General features: G+C 68.3%; 18 protein-coding genes and 1 tRNA gene. 11 read left to right on the top strand and 8 right to left on the bottom strand.

Annotation, left to right across the window (positions count from 1 at the left end):
* Positions 1 to 123 precede the first annotated feature (123 nt).
* Positions 124 to 393 carry an usg protein gene (locus BMX29_RS14065; protein WP_043843512.1) on the top strand — a complete coding sequence of 90 codons (270 nt, stop codon included), beginning with the start codon at positions 124 to 126 and terminating at the stop codon, positions 391 to 393.
* A 28-nt stretch (positions 394 to 421) separates the two neighbouring features.
* Here BMX29_RS14065 and BMX29_RS14060 read toward each other — a convergent pair whose 3' ends face one another.
* Entirely contained in the window at positions 422 to 1618 is a 1197-nt protein-coding gene (locus tag BMX29_RS14060; RefSeq protein WP_092813886.1) for a UbiH/UbiF family hydroxylase, read from the bottom strand.
* A gap of 10 nt (positions 1619 to 1628) precedes the next feature.
* Complete coding sequence (locus BMX29_RS14055) at positions 1629 to 2300, bottom strand: pyrimidine 5'-nucleotidase (RefSeq protein WP_092813883.1); 672 nt, start codon at positions 2298 to 2300, stop codon at positions 1629 to 1631.
* Positions 2301 to 2402: 102 nt separating this feature from the next.
* Between BMX29_RS14055 and BMX29_RS14050 the strand changes: the two genes are divergently transcribed.
* Positions 2403 to 3050 (top strand): GntR family transcriptional regulator, encoded by a 648-nt coding sequence (locus tag BMX29_RS14050; protein ID WP_092813880.1) that lies wholly within the window; start codon positions 2403 to 2405, stop codon positions 3048 to 3050.
* Positions 3051 to 3060: 10 nt separating this feature from the next.
* On the opposite strand, the gene BMX29_RS14045 is transcribed toward BMX29_RS14050, so the two are convergent.
* Both BMX29_RS14045 and carA read right to left on the bottom strand, forming a co-directional pair.
* Positions 3061 to 4944 (bottom strand): glycosyltransferase, encoded by a 1884-nt coding sequence (locus BMX29_RS14045; RefSeq protein WP_092813878.1) that lies wholly within the window; start codon positions 4942 to 4944, stop codon positions 3061 to 3063.
* A gap of 110 nt (positions 4945 to 5054) precedes the next feature.
* Entirely contained in the window at positions 5055 to 6206 is a 1152-nt protein-coding gene (gene carA / locus BMX29_RS14040; protein ID WP_043843519.1) for a glutamine-hydrolyzing carbamoyl-phosphate synthase small subunit, read from the bottom strand.
* 230 nt (positions 6207 to 6436) lie between these two features.
* Between carA and BMX29_RS14035 the strand changes: the two genes are divergently transcribed.
* A complete protein-coding gene (locus BMX29_RS14035) occupies positions 6437 to 6898 on the top strand; it encodes a GatB/YqeY domain-containing protein (protein WP_092814001.1) in 462 nt (153 codons plus the stop codon).
* Between the two features lie 28 nt (positions 6899 to 6926).
* Here BMX29_RS14035 and BMX29_RS14030 read toward each other — a convergent pair whose 3' ends face one another.
* From BMX29_RS14030 to ctaD, 3 genes are all read right to left on the bottom strand, one after another.
* Complete coding sequence (locus BMX29_RS14030; RefSeq protein WP_092813875.1) at positions 6927 to 7826, bottom strand: hypothetical protein; 900 nt, start codon at positions 7824 to 7826, stop codon at positions 6927 to 6929.
* Positions 7826 to 8320 (bottom strand): DUF2244 domain-containing protein, encoded by a 495-nt coding sequence (locus BMX29_RS14025; RefSeq protein WP_043843523.1) that lies wholly within the window; start codon positions 8318 to 8320, stop codon positions 7826 to 7828. Before BMX29_RS14025 ends, BMX29_RS14030 begins: the two co-directional genes overlap by 1 nt.
* 131 nt (positions 8321 to 8451) lie before the next feature.
* Positions 8452 to 10125, bottom strand: a complete 1674-nt coding sequence (ctaD, locus tag BMX29_RS14020) for a cytochrome c oxidase subunit I (protein WP_043843525.1) — start codon at positions 10123 to 10125, stop codon at positions 8452 to 8454.
* Between the two features lie 305 nt (positions 10126 to 10430).
* Here ctaD and BMX29_RS14015 point away from each other — a divergent pair, with 305 nt between their 5' ends.
* Entirely contained in the window at positions 10431 to 10643 is a 213-nt protein-coding gene (locus tag BMX29_RS14015) for a hypothetical protein (protein ID WP_043843527.1), read from the top strand.
* 15 nt (positions 10644 to 10658) lie between these two features.
* On the opposite strand, the gene lipB is transcribed toward BMX29_RS14015, so the two are convergent.
* Positions 10659 to 11366, bottom strand: coding sequence for a lipoyl(octanoyl) transferase LipB (lipB, locus tag BMX29_RS14010; protein ID WP_280513627.1), 708 nt, complete (start codon positions 11364 to 11366; stop codon positions 10659 to 10661).
* Between the two features lie 84 nt (positions 11367 to 11450).
* Here lipB and BMX29_RS14005 point away from each other — a divergent pair, with 84 nt between their 5' ends.
* The 7 genes from BMX29_RS14005 to BMX29_RS19270 all read left to right on the top strand — a co-directional run bounded on the left by BMX29_RS14005 (position 11451) and on the right by BMX29_RS19270 (position 16539).
* Positions 11451 to 12455, top strand: coding sequence for a diacylglycerol/lipid kinase family protein (locus BMX29_RS14005; RefSeq protein ID WP_092813869.1), 1005 nt, complete (start codon positions 11451 to 11453; stop codon positions 12453 to 12455).
* Positions 12452 to 13252, top strand: a complete 801-nt coding sequence (locus BMX29_RS14000; protein WP_092813866.1) for a metallophosphoesterase family protein — start codon at positions 12452 to 12454, stop codon at positions 13250 to 13252. The genes BMX29_RS14005 and BMX29_RS14000 overlap by 4 nt, the downstream gene beginning before the upstream one ends.
* Positions 13253 to 13368: 116 nt before the next feature.
* Positions 13369 to 13455, top strand: a tRNA-Leu gene (locus tag BMX29_RS13995).
* Between the two features lie 411 nt (positions 13456 to 13866).
* A complete protein-coding gene (locus BMX29_RS19275; protein ID WP_157835873.1) occupies positions 13867 to 14016 on the top strand; it encodes a hypothetical protein in 150 nt (49 codons plus the stop codon).
* A 439-nt stretch (positions 14017 to 14455) separates the two neighbouring features.
* The gene (locus tag BMX29_RS13990) at positions 14456 to 15223 is read left to right on the top strand and encodes a DUF6065 family protein (protein ID WP_092813864.1); all 768 of its coding nucleotides are present in this window, start codon (positions 14456 to 14458) and stop codon (positions 15221 to 15223) included.
* Positions 15210 to 16361 carry a hypothetical protein gene (locus tag BMX29_RS13985; RefSeq protein WP_092813861.1) on the top strand — a complete coding sequence of 384 codons (1152 nt, stop codon included), beginning with the start codon at positions 15210 to 15212 and terminating at the stop codon, positions 16359 to 16361. Before BMX29_RS13990 ends, BMX29_RS13985 begins: the two co-directional genes overlap by 14 nt.
* 10 nt (positions 16362 to 16371) lie before the next feature.
* Positions 16372 to 16539 (top strand): hypothetical protein, encoded by a 168-nt coding sequence (locus tag BMX29_RS19270; protein ID WP_175471195.1) that lies wholly within the window; start codon positions 16372 to 16374, stop codon positions 16537 to 16539.
* Positions 16540 to 16665 lie beyond the last annotated feature (126 nt).

Below are 16665 nucleotides of genomic sequence, written 5' to 3'. Positions count from 1 at the left end.
GCGCCCGGCCACTGCTTTTGGCAGCCACCTGGTCAGGTGGCTAACACACTGTTTTCGTTGAAAAGTAACTCGGCCTTGTCATGCTGGTCGGACGAACAAGAAAATCAGCGAGAGGTATGACCCATGCAGATGTCCGAGACCGAGATGATGCTGCGCGGATACGGGCTGACCACGGCCGAGATATTCTACCGGATGCCCGATTACCAGAACGTCCTGAACACCTTCGTCTGGCAGGACTACGAGGTCGCCCCGGACCACGAGAAGCTCTTCGGCTTCATAGAGTTCTGGCAGACCGAGATCGAGGGGCCGTTGCACTCGGTGCGCTTCACCCACCGCAAGATGCTGTCCTCGGGCGAATGGCGCAGCGTGGTGGGCGAGATGTCCTACCACTAGGGCCCGCACACACGCCGGCGCGTGCGGTTCAGCCGCGCGCACCCAATCCCAGCTGCATCAGCGTCCGCCGCACCGGCGGCAGATCATAGAGCGCCGACAGCCCCACCGCGCGCAAGTCCTGCACCAGCGGCGACCCGGACTGGCTGATCCGGTTCAGGAGCCCCACGCCGCCCACGCGCACCCGGATGTCCGCGCTCCGCTTGCGCGCGTAGGCGTCCAGCATGGCCCGCCCCCCGAGCGCGTCGCGATGGGTCTCCGCCAGGTCCAGCAGAGTATCGAGGTCGCGCAGGCTCATGTTGAGGCCCTGCGCGCCGATAGGCGGCATGACATGTGCGGCCTCGGCCACCAACGCCAGCCGCTCGGCGGTCAGCGCCGTCGCCTCCTGGGCCACGATGGGCCAGATCGAGCGGTTCGACGCCAGTGTCAGCGGCCCGAACAGGCCGCAGGACCGTGCGGTCATCGCCGCCTCGAAATCCCCGGTGTCGAGTGCCATCAGCCGTTCGGCCTCGGGGCCGTCCTCCATCCAGACGATCGCGGAAGACGGGCGGCCCTCGTAGTCGGGCAGCGGCACCAGCGTGAACGGCCCTCCCGAGCGATGGATCTCGGTCGAGACGTTCTGGTGCGGCTCGGGATGGGTGACGGCGAAGGCCAGCGCCTTCTGGCCGAAGCGCGTCGTCCGAACGCCGATGCCCGCCGCCCGTCGCATGGGCGAGTTGCGCCCGTCCGCAGCGATCACGAGAGCCACCTCGGGGCGGCTGCCGTCCGACAGCGTGACCCGCGCAGCGCTGGTGCGCGACAGAAGGCCGGTGGTCGCGGTGCCCGGGCGGAAATCGACACCGTCGATCTCGTCCAGCGCGGCGCTCAGTTCGCGCCGCAGCAGCCAGTTCGGCAGGTTCCACCCGAACGGCTTCTCGGAGATGTCCGCGGCGTCGAAGCTCTTGCTCGCGCGGACGCCCGGCTCGTCGCCGCCCCCCGCATCGACCACACGCATGGTCTGGAGCGGCGTGGCGTGGGGGGCGAACCTGTCCCAGAGGCCCGCGCGGTCGAGAAAGGCCCGGGCGGGCTGCAGGAACGCGGTCGAGCGCAGGTCGGCGCCGGCCGCGTCGCGTTCGGTGACCGGCGGGGCGGGATCGACGCAGAGCACGGAAAAGCCGGCACGCCCAAAGGCCGCCGCGGCGGTCAGCCCGGCGATGCCGCCGCCCGAGATCAGGATGTCATGGTCCATGTCGGCCCCCTCAGACGACGCGGGCGAGGAAGCCCGCAAGGTCGTCGGTGTGGTGGTGGATGTGCGGCGCGGGCTCGGGCGCGGGGGCCACGAGCACCGTGGCGAGCCCCATCTCGTGCGGGACCGAGAGGTTGCGCGGATCGTCTTCGAACATCGCGGCGCGCGCCGGATCCAGGCCGTCGGCCGAGAACACGGTCTCGAACGCCGCGCGGTCGGGCTTGGGGCGATAGTTCGCCTCGGCCACGCCGTAGACCGCGTCGAACAGCCCGTCTAGGCCGCGCGCGGAGATCACTTGCCGGGCATAGGGCGCCGTGCCGTTGGTGTAGACGATGCGCCGGCCCGGCAGCGCGGCGATGCGCTCGGCCAGGCCCGCATCCGGTGTGAGCACGTCGAATGAGATGTCATGGACCTCTTCGAGAAACGGCTCGGGTTCGACCCCGTGCACCGCCATGAGCCCGGCCAGCGTCGTGCCGTGCGCGGACCAGTATTCCCGCCGGAGCCGGTCCGCCTCGGCTACCGGCACGCCCAGTTCGCGGGTCATGAAGGTCCGCATCCGCACCTCGATCTGGTCGAAAAGACGGACCTCGGGCGGGTAAAGCGTGTTGTCGAGATCGAAGACCCACGTCCGCACATGTGCGAACTCGCGGGCGACGGAAGGAGCGGTTTCGGAGACGGCCTGCATGGACTAGGGCTTAGGTCGCGGTCGGGTCCTTGCCAAGGGCTCGTCGCTTGATCGTGTGCGATGGCCGTGTCTATCGTCTGCGGACCTTGAGGGAGACGCTGCATGAATACCGGTCGGGCCGGCCAGAAGGACGCCTATTCGCTTATCCTCGACGCGATCGACACCGGGACCTATCGCCCCGGCGACCGGCTGGTGGAAAGCGACCTGGCCGAACGCTTCGGGGTCAGCCGGACGCCGATCCGCGAGGCCCTTCAACGGCTCGAGACGCAGTCGCTGCTGACCCGCGACGGTCGCTCGCTGATCGTGGCGTCGCTCGACCACAACCAGTTGGCAGAGCTCTACGCGGTGCGCACCGAGCTCGAGGGGCTGGCGGCGCGGCTGGCCGCGCGGCACGCCACCGCCGAGGAAATCCTCGTGCTGGCCGAGATGGTGCAGACCGACCGTGGCCTGCTGCACGACCCCAAGGCGCTGGCGCGGGCGAACCGGCGGTTCCACCAGCAGATCCACCTCGCCTCGCACAACAGGTTTCTGGTGCAGCAGCTCGACCTCGTGCACCGTTCGATGGCGCTGATGGCGACTACCTCGCTTGCTGCCGAGGGGCGCGGCGCGGTGGCCCTGCAGGAGCATGACCGCATCGTCGACGCGATCCGCAAGCGCGACGAGGACGGCGCGAGCCGGGCTTTGCGCGACCACATCTCGGTGGCCTTCGTCACGCGGCTCAAGCTCGACAGCCAGGCGCGCGACGTCTGAGCCGTAGCGTTTAGACGGACTTCTGATCGGCTAGCGCGTGGTCCGGGGCGGAGCGGCCGTGCGCGGTCTTGTCCCAGAAGAACGGTTTCCGGATCGCCTCCCACAGGGCCTTGTAGCCGGCGACTGCGATCAGCGGCATGTAGGCGGCCAGCGTCGGGACCCATGGGCCGAGCCCGCGGTGCGGCGTGCGCGCCAGCGCCGCGAAGGCGACCCCGAGCGTGACCGCCTCCGAAGCGAGGAACACGGCCACCAGCGCCGCGAAGCCTGCCGGAGGCAGCGCCGCGGCCACAGGGTGGTCGATCCCGATGAGAACGATCCAGAAGCTCCACATCAGGGGGGCGAGCAATGCCTGCAGAATTGTGCCGAGGAACAGAACCTGCATGCCTGCGGTCTTCCATCCGCCCATGTCGCGCAGCAGGCGGCCCGGTCGGCGCGAATGCGCGGCCCACGTCATCATGTATCCCTTGAGCCACCGCGAGCGTTGCCGCACCCACGGCCACAGCCGGCAGTTCGCCTCTTCCAGCGTGAAGGTGGGCACGAGCGCGGTGCGGTAGCCGTGCCGCGCGAGGCGCATCCCGAGGTCCGCGTCCTCGGTGACGTTGTGCGCGTCCCAGCCGCCCACCGCTTCCAGCGCGGCGCGGCGGAAGTAGATGGTCGTGCCGCCGAGCGGGATCGCGAAACCCAGCCGGGCGAGGCCGGGCAGGATCATTCGGAACCACGCCGCGTATTCCAGCGTGAACATCCGCGACAGCCAGTTGGCCTGCGGATTGTAGAAATCGAGAATACCCTGCAAGCAGGCCACCTCGGAGGGTTCGACGGCAAAGCGCGCGGCCACCCTGTCGATCTGGTCGGCGGCCGGCGCGTCCTCCGCGTCGAGTATGCCGACGATCTCGCCACGGGCGAAGGGCAGGGCGTAGTTCAGCGCGCGCGGCTTCGTGGTGACGCCGCCGGGCGGCACCTCGATCACCCGTGCCCAGGCGGGCAGGTCGGCGCGGGCCAGCGCTCGGCGCGTGTCCTCGTCCCCGGCTTCGAGAACCAGCACCACGTCGAGCGCTGCCTTCGGCCAGCTGAGCCGTTCGAGCCTGCGCACCAGGGTGCCGGCGATCTCGGCCTCGCGGAAGAGCGGCACCAGCAGAGAGACCACGGGCGTGGTCGGGCGCTGCGCCGGCAGAGGCGCGGGCAGCTCGGCTCGAGGCGCGGCCACTGCGGCGGCGAGTTTCAGAAGCTGGCCCGCGACTATCGCCGCGAGCGCGAGTCCGAAGGCCCCGGCGAAGAACATCGTCGGCGCCAGGGCGAGCGCGGCAACGCAGGCGAGCGCCGCGCCACCCGCCGCGATCCGGCGTCCGGGCGTGGACAGGTTAAGGTCGCGGCAGCTCTCGTCCGCGGGCAGGTTGCTTTCGGCTGCGCGCGCGAAGCGGCGCCCGTGGCGGGCGGCCAGCTCGGCCTCGATGTCGCGCTCCGACGCCAGCGCCGGCATGATCTGCGGCCACGCCTGGGCCAGCAGGGGGCGGACGGCTTCCACGTCCTCGGGGCGGGCGCCAGCAACGACCAGCGTCTCGCCCACGACCATCCACGGAAGGACGCGCATGGCGAGGCATGTCTCGGGCGGGATCAACCCGGCCAGGGACGGGCACGGGGGCGTCGTGTCGCGGTCCAGCACCGGCAGGCCGTGGTGGCGTCCGCGGGCGCGCAGGCAGGCATCGGGCGTGGCAAGGCCGTGTGCCTGAAGCACCCGGTCGATGGGCGCGCCGGTCGCCTCGGCCTCTCCAAGCGCATCGAGCAGCCGATCCGGTGCCACTGCCCCACCATCCAGCAGCAGCCCGCCGAGGGGGCGGCCGCGATCCTGCGCCTGGGGCAGGGCGGCGATCCGTGCGAGGAGGGCTGAACTGGGCATGGCGCACGCGGCTGGGACAGGGGATGCCCCTTGATGCCGCGCGCGAGGTTAATTGCGCGTTAACGGTATATCTTACGCGGCCCCGTCCCTGGCGGGACCTTCGCCAGCGCTCAGCCGCGGTCCATCGACGCGGCGAACCGTTCGAACAGGTAGAAGCTGTCCTGCGGGCCGGGGCTGGCCTCGGGGTGGTGCTGCACCGAGAAGACCGGCTTGTCGGCCATCCGCAGCCCGCAGTTCGAACCGTCGAACAGCGACACGTGGGTCTCGAGAACGCCGGTCGGCAACGACTGGCTGTCGACAGCGAAGCCGTGATTCATCGAGGTGATCTCGACCTTGCCGGTCTCGATCTCCTTGACCGGGTGGTTCGCGCCGTGATGGCCGTGGTTCATCTTTTGCGTCTTGCCGCCGAGCGCCAGCGCCAGCATCTGGTGGCCCAGGCAAATGCCGAACATCGGCACGTCACGCTCGAGCACGCCACGGATCATCGGCACGGCATACTCGCCCGTCGCCGCCGGATCGCCGGGCCCGTTGGACAGGAACACGCCGTCGGGGTTCTGGGCGAGTACGTCCTCGGCGGTGGCGCTGGCGGGAAGGACAGTGACCTCGCACCCGGCGCTGGCGAGACAGCGCAGGATGTTGCGCTTGGCGCCGTAATCGATGGCCACCACGCGGTGCCGCGCCTCGGTCTGGCGCAGGTAGCCTTCGGGCCACGCCCACCGCATCTCGTCCCAGCGGTAGGACTGCGCGCAGGTGACGCCCTTGGCCAGATCGCGGCCGGTGAGCCCTTCGAACCCGCGGGCCTTGGCGACAAGCGCCTCGATGTCGAAGTTGCCCTCGGGGTCGTGGGCCAGCGCCACGTGCGGCGCGCCCTGCTGCCGGATCGCCCGGGTCAAACGCCGGGTGTCGACGCCGCCAACGGCGATGCGGCCGCGCCGGGCCAGCCAGTCCGACAGGGTGCCGGCGGCGCGCCAGTTCGACGGGTCGGTGGGCATCCACTTGACGACCATGCCCTCTGCGACCGGGTCCTGTGTCTCGTCATCCTCGGGGTTGATGCCGACATTGCCCACGTGCGGGAAGGTGAAGGTCACGATCTGCCCCGCGTAGGAGGGATCCGTCATGATCTCCTGGTAGCCGGTCATCGCGGTGTTGAAGCACAGCTCCGCCACCGTGTCGCCGGTGGCGCCGAAGCCCATACCGTAGAACACCGTCCCGTCGGCGAGCGCGAGACAGGCGGTCGGGCGGCGGGAAGACGTCTGGGACATGGTCGGACCTCGGATCGGATGCGGGTGGCGCGGTCGGGCGCGGCGCGAAAGGCCGCCTCGGCCGTCAAATCGCGCCATACGTAAGGAGTTGTTCCAGCGTGGTCAAGCAAGGTCGGAACGTGGTCGTTCCAATGTTTTCAATGACTTGGCGCCGAGGGCGGTCGGTTGCCTCGGGCGGGTGCGCGCGCTAGGGTCACAGACTGCGAACCAGCCCGGGAATGGGGACGTCGATGGACCTTCGAACGAAGATCGCTCAGGCGACGAAACAGGCGATGAAGGAGAAGGACGCGACGCGTCTGTCGACCCTTCGCCTCATCAACGCGGCGATCAAGGATCGCGACATCGCCACCCGGGGCGAGGGCGCCGAGACTGGCGTCGGCGACGCCGAAGTGCTGGCCATCCTCGAAAAGATGGTCAAGCAACGCCGGGAGAGCGCCAAGACCTACGAGGAAGGCGGGCGCCTCGACCTCGCCGAACAGGAGGAAGCCGAGATCGGCGTGATCGAGGAGTTCCTGCCCCGCCGCCTCAGCGAAACCGAGATAGATGCCGCCGTCGATGCCGCCATCGCCGAGACCGGCGCCAATTCGATCCGCGACATGGGCCGGGTGATGGGCACGCTGAAGTCGAAATATGCCGGCCAGATGGATTTCGGCGCCGCCGGTCCCAAGGTGAAGGCGCGGCTGGCGGGCTGAGCGCCCGCAGTCGAGCTCCCTCGGCACATCACGGAAAGTCGCGGATCACCCCGCGCAGTGTCTCGCGGTCGGTCACCCGGAACCGCGCCACGAAGCGCGTCTTGAACGACACCCGCCCGCGCCGCGCGCCGAAATTCTCGCCGTGGTTCAGCTCGTACAGGACAGAGGGCCGGGAGAGCGGTTGAAGCGGTTGCCCGGCAAGGTCGGCGAGGTAGGGGAACATCCGGTGCTCGTGTTGCGTCATCGCGCGCAGGAAGGCCGCGCTTTGCTGCAGGCCGGGGTCGTGATGCAGGGCGGCGCAGGAGCCGCAGAGCTTCCAGAACGGCTTGCGCAGCGGCGTGCGGAGGCTTCGAGGCCCGGCAAGCGCGACGTGCCCCGTGGCGACGTCACGTACAAAGCCCGTCTCGGCAAGAAAGCCCGGTCCTTGCCGCGACAGCATTTCGGCGACCGTACCCTGTCGCAGCAGGTCGTCGGCGTCGAAGCTCATGGCATAGGCGGGTGCCGTCGCCGTCTCTCCAAGGTGATCGCAGAGCGCGGCAAGCTTGCGCCACTTGTCGTTGCCGGGCGTCGGATCGTCGAAGGGCAAGTGGGTGATGCGGGAATCGTCAGGCAGGTCCGGGCGTTGCTGGCAGCAGATCACGGCGCGCCAGCGCGGATCGTCCTGGTCCAGAAAGCTCCGCAGCGTGGTGGTCAGCCGGCGGCAGACCGCGCCCCAGTCGCCCACCGCCTCGGGGCCGACGAGGGGCAGGAGGAAAACGACCTCTTCCGCGGCGGGCAGGGCCCGTTCGGCGCGGGCGGTGCGGAGCGCCAGCGCGGCCTCTTCCGAGGGCGCGAGCCCGGCCATGGCGGCAGCGCGATCCGGGGCCACCCGGGCCATGGTCAGCAGCGCGGCGCGACGGCTTTTCGGCGTGGCGGGGGCCTGTGCCATCAGGGCTGTGCCAACTTGGCGACGCGGTCCGACAACTCTCCGTAGAGCGCCTTGCGCTCGTCCTCGGACAGGAAGGCTCCGATCTCGACCTCGCGGCCGGCGCCCGAGAGGGTGACGTAGTTGGGCACGGGGCCCCCTTTCTGGTGCAGCGCCACGCGGGTCCAGTAGGGATTGCAGGACCAGCGCCGCTCTTGCCCCCTGGGATCGTGACGCACGAGTTCGACCGCCTCGCGGCTGACCGTGAGCACCTCGAGGATGCGGCGGTCCGACTCGTTCCGGCGCAGGGCGTAGTACATCCCGGCAAGCGCGATCAGCAGGAACGGCAGCAGTCCCCACAGCAGCTTGGTCCCCAGCAGCCCGTAGAGCGGGAGCGTCGCCATGCCGAATGTCCCGAGAATGAACGCGGCGAAGCCTGCCGGCGGCAGCGAGTTGTGCGGCCAGAGCCGCAGCTCGGCCGGCATGTCGGGGCGATCGTCTGTCCAGCGGTAGGGCATGTCGGAAAGCGTTCTAGCACGGGTCCGGGCGGTGTCGACGCCCTCGGGGCAGCGCGGACCCGCCGGCGGGGCGATGGAAACGAAAAGGCCCCGCACGTGCGGGGCCTTTCCTGATTTTGGAGGTGTGTGCCTCAGTGGGCCGGGGACTTGTCCCAGTCCTCGCGCTTCGGCAGCTGCTCGAAGGTGTGCTCCGGCGGCGGCGAGGGCAGGGTCCACTCGAGCGTGTCGGCGTATTCATTCCACGGGTTGGCCGCGGTCTGCTTCTCGCCCTTCAGCAGCGAGTAGGCGATGACGCCGAAGAAGAACACGAAGGACGCGAAGGACAGGAAGGCGCCCCAGCTCGACACGTGGTTCCAGAGCGCGAAGGCGTCCGGGTAGTCGATGTAGCGCCGCGGCATGCCCTGACGGCCCAGGAAGTGCTGCGGGAAGAACGTCAGGTTGGCCCCGATGAACATCGCCCAGAAGTGCAGCTTGCCGGCCCATTCCGGGTACATCTTGCCGGTCATCTTTGGGAAGTAGAAGTAGATCCCCGCGAAGATGGCGAAGACGGCGCCCAGCGACATCACGTAGTGGAAGTGCGCCACGACGTAGTAGGTGTCGTGGTAGGCGCGGTCGATGCCGGCCTGCGACAGGACGATGCCGGTGACGCCGCCCACGGTGAACAGGAACAGGAAGCCGAACGCCCAGAGCATCGGCGTCTTGAACTCGATCGAGCCGCCCCACATCGTCGCGATCCAGCTGAACACCTTCACGCCCGTCGGTACCGCGATGACCATCGTGGCCAGCATGAAGTAGGACTGCTGGGTCAGCGACATGCCGACGGTGTACATGTGGTGCGCCCACACGACGAAGCCGAGCGCACCGATCGCGATGATCGCCCAGACCATCGGCAGGTAGCCGAAGATCGGCTTGCGCGAGAATGTCGCGATGACGTGGCTGATGATGCCGAAGCCGGGCAGGATGATGATGTAGACCTCGGGGTGCCCGAAGAACCACAGGATGTGCTGGTAAAGCACCGGGTCGCCGCCGCCCGACGGGTCGAAGAAGGTCGTCCCGAAGTTGCGGTCCGTCAGCAGCATGGTGATCGCGCCCGCGAGAACCGGCAGCGACAGCAGGATCAGCCACGCGGTCACGAAGATCGACCAGGCGAAGAGCGGCACCTTGAAGAGGCTCATGCCCGGCGCGCGCATGTTCAGGAACGTCGTGATGACGTTGATCGCGCCGAGGATCGACGAGGCGCCCGAGACGTGCACGGCGAAGATCGCGAGGTCGGTCGAGATGCCACCTTCACGTACCGAAAGCGGCGGATACAGCACCCAGCCGATGCCCGAGCCGAGCTGGCCGTTGCCGCCCGGCGACAGCACCGAGCACACCGCGAGGGTGGAGCCCGCGACGTACAGCCAGAAGGACAGGTTGTTGAGACGCGGGAACGCCATGTCCGGCGCGCCGATCTGCAGCGGCATGAAGTAGTTGCCGAAACCGCCGAACAGCGCCGGAATCACCACGAAGAACATCATGAGGATGCCGTGGCCGGTGATCAGCACGTTCCACAGGTGGCCGTTCGGAGTGCATTCGCCGGCGGCGGCCGGGAACAGGCGTGCGCCTTCCATGCACATGAACTGCACGCCGGGGCTCATCAGCTCCATGCGCATGTAGACCGTGAACGCGACGGACACGAAGCCCATCAGCGCCGCGACGATCAGGTAGAGGATCCCGATGTCCTTGTGGTTTGTGGACATGAACCACCGGGTGAAGAACCCCCGGTTGTCTTCGTGCTCATGTCCATGGATGGCGGCGTCTGCCATGAATGCCTCCTGGAATGGTGTTCTCGAGGGCGGCGGGCACACTCCGCCCGCACCCCGGCCTGCGCCGGTTTTAGGAAAGCCGGGCGCGCGCGGCAATGACAGGTTTCGTCGCAGGGATCGGAAAATTGTCGCAGGCGGGCGGTTCGGACGGGTGCGAATCGTGCCCTTTTGATCGCAGTCGGGGTAGTCAAGAAGTCAATCCGCCGTGAGCACGGAAATCCTTACTGGGCAGAATCTCGCCGACGGCCTACATTGAGGTCAGTCGCTTCGGGGGAGGCGACGCTGCTTTCATCGGGGTCCGAACCATGGCCTTCTTCGACACGACCGGTCGCGATGCGACCCTCTTCCAGCCGATCGCCGCCCTGCGCGGGCTGCTCGACACGCCCTTCGACACGCGGGCCCGGGCGATCCGGGCGCGCACCGCGGAACTGCGAAGCATGAGCGACGAGGAACTCGCGCGGCTTGGCATCGCGCGCCGCGACATCCTGCGCCACGCCCTGCTGACCGCCGGACGGTAGGCGCCGCGTGCGAGGTCAGTCGCCGGCGGGCGCGGGCGCGTCGGCGAAGACGTCGGCAAAGCTGCGCCGAAGCGCCACATCCACGTCATCCATGGTCACGGGCAGGCCGAGGTCCACGAGGCTCGTCACGCCATAATCGGTGATCCCGCAGGGTACGATCCCGTCGAAATGCGACAGCTCCGGCTCCACGTTGATCGAGATGCCGTGAAAACTGACCCAGCGACGCAGGCGGATGCCGATGGCGGCGATCTTGTCCTCGGCCATCGCGCCAGAGGGCAGGGGCGGCCGGTCGGGTCGCTCGATCCAGACGCCGACGCGGCCTTCGCGCACATGCCCGGTCAGCCCGAACTCGGCCAGCGCCGCGATCACCCATGCCTCGAGATCCTGCACGAAGCGGCGCACGTCCCGGCCGCGCCGACCGACGTCGAGCATGACGTAGGCCACGCGCTGGCCCGGCCCGTGATAGGTGTATTGTCCGCCGCGCTTGGTCGGATGCACCGGAAAGCGGTCGGGGTCCCGGAGGTCCTCGGCGCGCGCGCTTGTTCCGGCCGTGTAGAGCGGTGGATGTTCGACCAGCCAGATCAACTCGTCCGCACGGCCGTCCGCGATGGCAGCGGCGCGCGCCTCCATCTCCGCGACCGAGTGGTCGTAGTCCGTAAGTCCCGGAGTGATCGCCCATTCCACCATGTCCGACCGCTTAGTCCCGGGCCGACGCGCGGTCAATCGGCGCCTCCTTCGCGCAGGCCGGAACCGCCTTCGTCGGGCGACGTTCGGCCTCTGAACCCCTGAACCGCGACGGTCCCCGAAATGAGCCTCCTCACCGACCCGAGCCACGACCCGTCCGGACTCGTTCTGTCGCAGGACACCCGGATTTGCGTGCTGATGAACTCGGGCTCGGGAAGCGGCGATGCCGAGGACCGGGCCGAAACCATGCGCGCGGCGTTCGACCGGCACCCCAATCGCTTCGAGCTGCGCCTTGTCGATCCCGGCGACGGCATCGCGGATGCCTGCCAGCGGGCCATGAAGGATGGCTTCGGCACGATCGTGGCCGCGGGCGGCGACGGCACCATCGCGGGTGTCGCGGGGCAGGTTGCGGGAACCGGCCGCCGGCTGGGGATCGTGCCGCTCGGCACCTTCAACTACGTGGCGCGCGGCCTGAAGATCCCCGAGGACATCGACGCGGCCATCGACCTGCTGGCCGAGGGCGAGACCCGCGCCGTGCCGGTGGGTGAAGTCAACGGCACGGTCTTTCTCAACAATGCGAGCCTCGGCATCTACCCGCAGGTCCTGAAAGAGCGTGAGGGCACCTACGCGCGCTGGGGCCGGTCGCGCATCGCGGCGCACTGGTCGGTCCTGATGACGTTCCTGACCTTCCGCAGGCCCATGAGGATGTCCGTGAATGTCGGCGGCACCGTTCAGCGCCGCCGCACGCCGTTGGCCTTCATCGGCCGCAGTGCGTTCCAGCTCGAGTATTTCGGGCTCGAGGGATCTGACGCGGTCGAGCGTGGAGAATTCGCGCTTTACGTCGCTCCCGATTCGACCCGATGGGAGCTTCTGCTTCGCGCGCTCCGGCTCGCCTCGAAGGGCATGGTGTTGAACCGCGACTTCGAGCTGTTCACCGGGCGAGACATCGTCATCGAGACCTCGCGCCGCACGCAGACCGTCGCGATGGATGGCGAGCGGTTCAAGCTGACCTCGCCGTTCCGCTTCCGGATGCACGACAACGCGCTGCACGTGGTGCTGCCGCCCGAGCGCAAGACGCCGCTCGAGAGCGGCGGCCCGTCCGAGGATGCCGGTCACGGGGATGCATGACCGGCCGTATCGCACATCTCTCCGACCTGCACTTCGGCCGCGACCGCCCGGAGCTGGTGGCGCCGCTGATCGACGTCCTGAACGGCGCCGACCTTGATCTGGTCGTCGTCTCCGGAGACCTGACGCAGCGCGCGAGGCGGGCGCAGTTCCGCTCGGCCCGTGCCTTCCTCGATCAGCTCGAACCGCCGGTGCTGGCGGTGCCGGGAAACCACGACACTCCACTCGACAACCTCGCGGTCCGGCTCCTGAAACCGTGGAGCCGCTTCCGCAGGTACGTCTCGCGCGATCTCGAGCCGGTGCACCATGGCGAGGGCTACGTCGTCGCCGGCATGAACACCGCCGATCCCCATGCCTGGCAGCGCGGACGGATTCGCGAGGCGTCGCTGCTGAAGGCGGGACGTCGGCTGGACGATGCGCGCAAGGCAGGGGACTTTGGCGTCATCGCCATGCACCATCCGCCCGAGCACGGCCCCGACGTCGAGAAGCGTCCCATGCGCGGCGCCGAGACCGGGCTGCGTACGCTGGCCGACCGGGGTGCGGACATCGTGCTCTGCGGGCACCTCCACACCTGGCGGGCCGCCCCGCTGGCGGCATCGGCGGGCCTTCTTCTGGTGCAGGCGGGAACGGGCTTGTCGACCCGCATCCGGGGCGAGCCCAACGACTTCAACGTCCTGACCCTCGGGCCGCCGCGCGCGGTCATCGAACGCTACGGCGCGCGGGCCGAGGACGACCGTTATTCTGTCTTGTCACGCACCATCTTCGAGAAGCGCGAGGGCCGCTGGTCGACCTGCCGGTAGGGCCGGCAAGGGGATCGGCGGCTGACCCCGCGTCGCCCGTGAAAATTTCCCGCAAGGGGGCCTTGGCATCCCCGAACGCCTCGTCTATACGCCCGCTACCCAATGCCAAGGACAGTGCGGTCGTGGCGGAATTGGTAGACGCGCAGCGTTGAGGTCGCTGTGGGGTAACTCCCGTGGAAGTTCGAGTCTTCTCGACCGCACCATTTTCTCTCAAGAGATTTTGAGCCCGTACGGCCGCCCAGAGCGGTCCGGTCGCGTTTGGGCCCTCCGTCTCCAGAACGCGGTGCGTGAGACACGGGTCGGCTGATTTACACTAACGATCTCCGCACGTTGTGACGGCCGCGTTGGCCTATGCACGGCTCCGAACGCTCCCTCTTCTCCGACTGACACGATCGCCTAGGTAATTTCACCTAATGCGTGTTAACTATACATTTCGTGACCCGGTGTTGCGCGAATTGAGTCTTGAGATGTATCCGGGATCCAGCTATTTGAGTGCATATGGGCAGCGGCCAGATTTCATCGCGATTTCCCTGCCTTCGAGGGCAGCCGAAGGACTCCCACCCCCTTTGGCTGCCCGCTCCCCTAGTGCGATGAGAAGCTGCGACTGAGGGTCGATGGAACGCGCAGAACGCATCAACCTGACGGACGTCCCGGCCCGCGAAGCGCGCAGCTATCCGCGCGCCGCCTGGCTTGTTCCGGCTGCGCTGCTGTCGGTCGCGGCCTGGGTCGCGATCATCGCCGCCGTCGTGCGCACGCTCGCCTGAGCCATTCCGATCCGCCGGGGTCCATCCCTCGACATTGAGCTGGCCCGGCATCACGCCGTGCATGTTCCATCCGCGGTGCGCTGCCTCGTCCCGGTTCATACCTGAGACATGAGTGTGTTCGTCGTATCGACAGTGAACATGCCCATGACCCGAGCCATGACCGGCACGGCTGTATTCAGGTCTTCGTCCGCCTCCTCTCCAGAGCTTCGCTTCGTCCTCCCATCCGGGCGATGCGCGGTCCCCGCGCAAGCTGACCTCCTGAACCTATAATCTCGGAAAATAAGATTCATTCCGCCCGCGTCTTCATTTCGGGCGTCTCTGGCGGTCATTTCAGGCGGGGCGGGAAATGACGCGAAATTCGCCATTTGCGCACACAACCGGATGTGCCAAGGTGACGTGAAAGCGTGTCACCCGTCGCGCCACGGTCCGGAGGTCTGGCTTGGACGACTCCCTCATTCGGTTTTTCAGCGTCGCCCCCGACCTCCTCAAGCCGATGGCCGGAGACAAGGGTGGGCTGGGTCATATTCCGCTCGGCGCGTTTCAGTATTGCGAGGCCATGCGCACCGCCTGTGCCTACGGGTGGTACGTGTTTCCGCTGATGGACGTCCACGTGATGTTCGACGGATATACGGCACAGGTCGCCGACGAAGGACGGTGGAGGCAATTGCAGAGCGAACCCCTGCCGCCTGAAATCGCCGAGCGCTGGAATTCCATCTGTCCCCCGGAATTTCGCGACCGTGCGCCCTCGGCGCTGACATCTCTCTTCGAGCCGTCGGTGATCCAGGTCTGGAGCGGGCTTTTCGTGCAGACCGCGCCGGGCTGGGCGCTCAACATCCGGCCGCTGCCGAACATCCACGCCTCGGCCGCGTGGTTCGCCTACGAGGCCATCGTCGAGACGGACACGTTCGCGCCCATGCCGCTCTTCGTGAACCTGCGGCTGGTCAAGACGGACACCGAGATCCTGATCCCGCGCGACGTGCCGCTGTTCCAGGTCCAGCCGATCCCGCGCGAGGCCTATGCCGGGCCGGCGGCGCAAAGGCTGGACCTCCGCGATCTCGAGGCGGAGGATTTCGACTGGCAAGCCCTGCGCGGCACGACGCGGATGCCGGGCCTGTCGGAGCCTCGAACCGGCCCCGGCACCTACGGAGCGCAGGTGCGTCGTGCGCGGAAGGCGCGGGCGCCGGGCAGGGAAGATGTCGCGAGTTGAGGTCCTCTCGCGTCCGGTCTTCGGGGCGTGTCTGCTCAGCGCGGCGGGCTCCCTGATCCCCCAAAGCCTGCCGCTCTATCTCACCATCGCTTACGGGCAGGGCGGCGCGTCGCTTCTGGGCGCGGGCTGGCTGGCGGGGATGCTGTTCCTCGGACAGGTGATCGCGTCCTTCGGCGCGCCGGTGCTGCGGCCGGGCGGCCTGCGCCTGCGCGAGATTCTTGCCGTGGCCCTGCTCGCGCAGGTGCTGCTGCTGGTGTCTGCCGGACCTGTCACGGGCCTGCGGCTGGCCGTTTGGCTCGGCCTCGGGGCCGCCAGCGGCGCGTTGCAGTACATGGGAATGCTGGTCGCTGCACGGGGGCCCAACCCTGTGGCGGCGTTCTCGGTGCGACTTTCGCTGTCGATGGCGCTTTCGGCTCTCGTGCTGATGACGACGCTGGCCCGACCCGGGATCTCGTTGCCCTCTGCCATGCTGTTCACTCAGGTCCTGCAAGGCGGCGTGGTCCTCGTGGCGGTCGGATTGATGCTGAGCGGCCCGGCCGTCGTGAGGCCAATCCGCGTGGCGACGGCACGTCCCCGCCTGCGCGAACTCTGGCGCGACGCGGCAGGCGTGGGACGGCTCGCGCTGTGGATCGTGCCGTTCTTCGGCGGCGTCATCGCCTTCCTGAACTACCTGCCGGTGCTGGCCGAGGATGCTTTCCCGGCCATGTCGATTGTCGCGATCCTCGGCGCCGCGCGGTTGGCAGCGGCGGTGACCATCTTCGGCTTGCATCGGATTCCGGCACAGGTGCCGCGGCGTGCCTTCTTCGTGGCGGCGCCGCTTCTGGCCTGTGCCACAGTGGAGCTGTTCCAGGTGGGTACGCTCGCGGTCGCGGTGGTGGCCCTGTGCCTGTTCGAGATCGCGGTGAACATGACCTGTGCGCGCTTTCTCGGAGAGGTCTCGCTGTCGGCGCGCCACGTCTCGCAATGGCTGACCGCGCTGGTGCAGATGGGGGTCGCCCTGTCGCAGGTCGTCACGGCCTACATGGTCGGCACGCGGGGAGAGGAGTTCTTTGCCCTCGCGCTGCTCGCGACGTTCTTCCTGCCCGCGATCTGGAGCATATACGCGGCCCGGGGCCTCCCCGAGCCGCGCAGGCGGTGATCAGCGCAGCTTGGGCGCGATCTGCCCGCCGCCTATATCGGTGGTCGATCGGGACTGGAGCTTCGGGGCGATCTGCCCCCAACCGGTCTGGGTGGTGGAGCGGGACTGGAGCTTTGGCGCGATCTGGCCGCCTCCGGTCTGGGTCGTGGAGCGGGATTGGAGCTTCGGCGAGAGCTGACCGCCGCCGGTCTGGGTGGCGGAGCGGGACTGAAGCTTGGGCGCGTTCTGCCCGCCGCCGGTTTGGGTGCTGGAACGTGCGTGGAGCTTGGGCGCGATCTGCCCCCCCACCGGTCTGGGTGGTGGA

Origin of the sequence: Roseivivax marinus (assembly GCF_900109705.1) — a bacterium.
In the GTDB taxonomy this organism is placed as follows: Bacteria; Pseudomonadota; Alphaproteobacteria; order Rhodobacterales; family Rhodobacteraceae; genus Roseivivax; species Roseivivax marinus.
The sequence above is the reverse complement of the archived record's forward strand: the minus strand, read 5'-3'. Positions and strand labels throughout refer to the sequence as shown.

Bases quoted from the DNA above. Each gene is read 5' to 3' on its own strand.
- BMX29_RS14065 (WP_043843512.1), top strand. From the start codon at position 124: ATGCAGATGTCCGAGACCGAGATGATGCTGCGCGGATACGGGCTGACC.
- BMX29_RS14060 (WP_092813886.1), bottom strand. From the start codon at position 1,618: ATGGACCATGACATCCTGATCTCGGGCGGCGGCATCGCCGGGCTGACC.
- BMX29_RS14055 (WP_092813883.1), bottom strand. From the start codon at position 2,300: ATGCAGGCCGTCTCCGAAACCGCTCCTTCCGTCGCCCGCGAGTTCGCA.
- BMX29_RS14050 (WP_092813880.1), top strand. From the start codon at position 2,403: ATGAATACCGGTCGGGCCGGCCAGAAGGACGCCTATTCGCTTATCCTC.
- BMX29_RS14045 (WP_092813878.1), bottom strand. From the start codon at position 4,944: ATGCCCAGTTCAGCCCTCCTCGCACGGATCGCCGCCCTGCCCCAGGCG.
- carA (WP_043843519.1), bottom strand. From the start codon at position 6,206: ATGTCCCAGACGTCTTCCCGCCGCCCGACCGCCTGTCTCGCGCTCGCC.
- BMX29_RS14035 (WP_092814001.1), top strand. From the start codon at position 6,437: ATGGACCTTCGAACGAAGATCGCTCAGGCGACGAAACAGGCGATGAAG.
- BMX29_RS14030 (WP_092813875.1), bottom strand. From the start codon at position 7,826: ATGGCACAGGCCCCCGCCACGCCGAAAAGCCGTCGCGCCGCGCTGCTG.
- BMX29_RS14025 (WP_043843523.1), bottom strand. From the start codon at position 8,320: ATGCCCTACCGCTGGACAGACGATCGCCCCGACATGCCGGCCGAGCTG.
- ctaD (WP_043843525.1), bottom strand. From the start codon at position 10,125: ATGGCAGACGCCGCCATCCATGGACATGAGCACGAAGACAACCGGGGG.
- BMX29_RS14015 (WP_043843527.1), top strand. From the start codon at position 10,431: ATGGCCTTCTTCGACACGACCGGTCGCGATGCGACCCTCTTCCAGCCG.
- BMX29_RS14005 (WP_092813869.1), top strand. From the start codon at position 11,451: ATGAGCCTCCTCACCGACCCGAGCCACGACCCGTCCGGACTCGTTCTG.
- BMX29_RS14000 (WP_092813866.1), top strand. From the start codon at position 12,452: ATGACCGGCCGTATCGCACATCTCTCCGACCTGCACTTCGGCCGCGAC.
- BMX29_RS19275 (WP_157835873.1), top strand. From the start codon at position 13,867: ATGGAACGCGCAGAACGCATCAACCTGACGGACGTCCCGGCCCGCGAA.
- BMX29_RS13985 (WP_092813861.1), top strand. From the start codon at position 15,210: ATGTCGCGAGTTGAGGTCCTCTCGCGTCCGGTCTTCGGGGCGTGTCTG.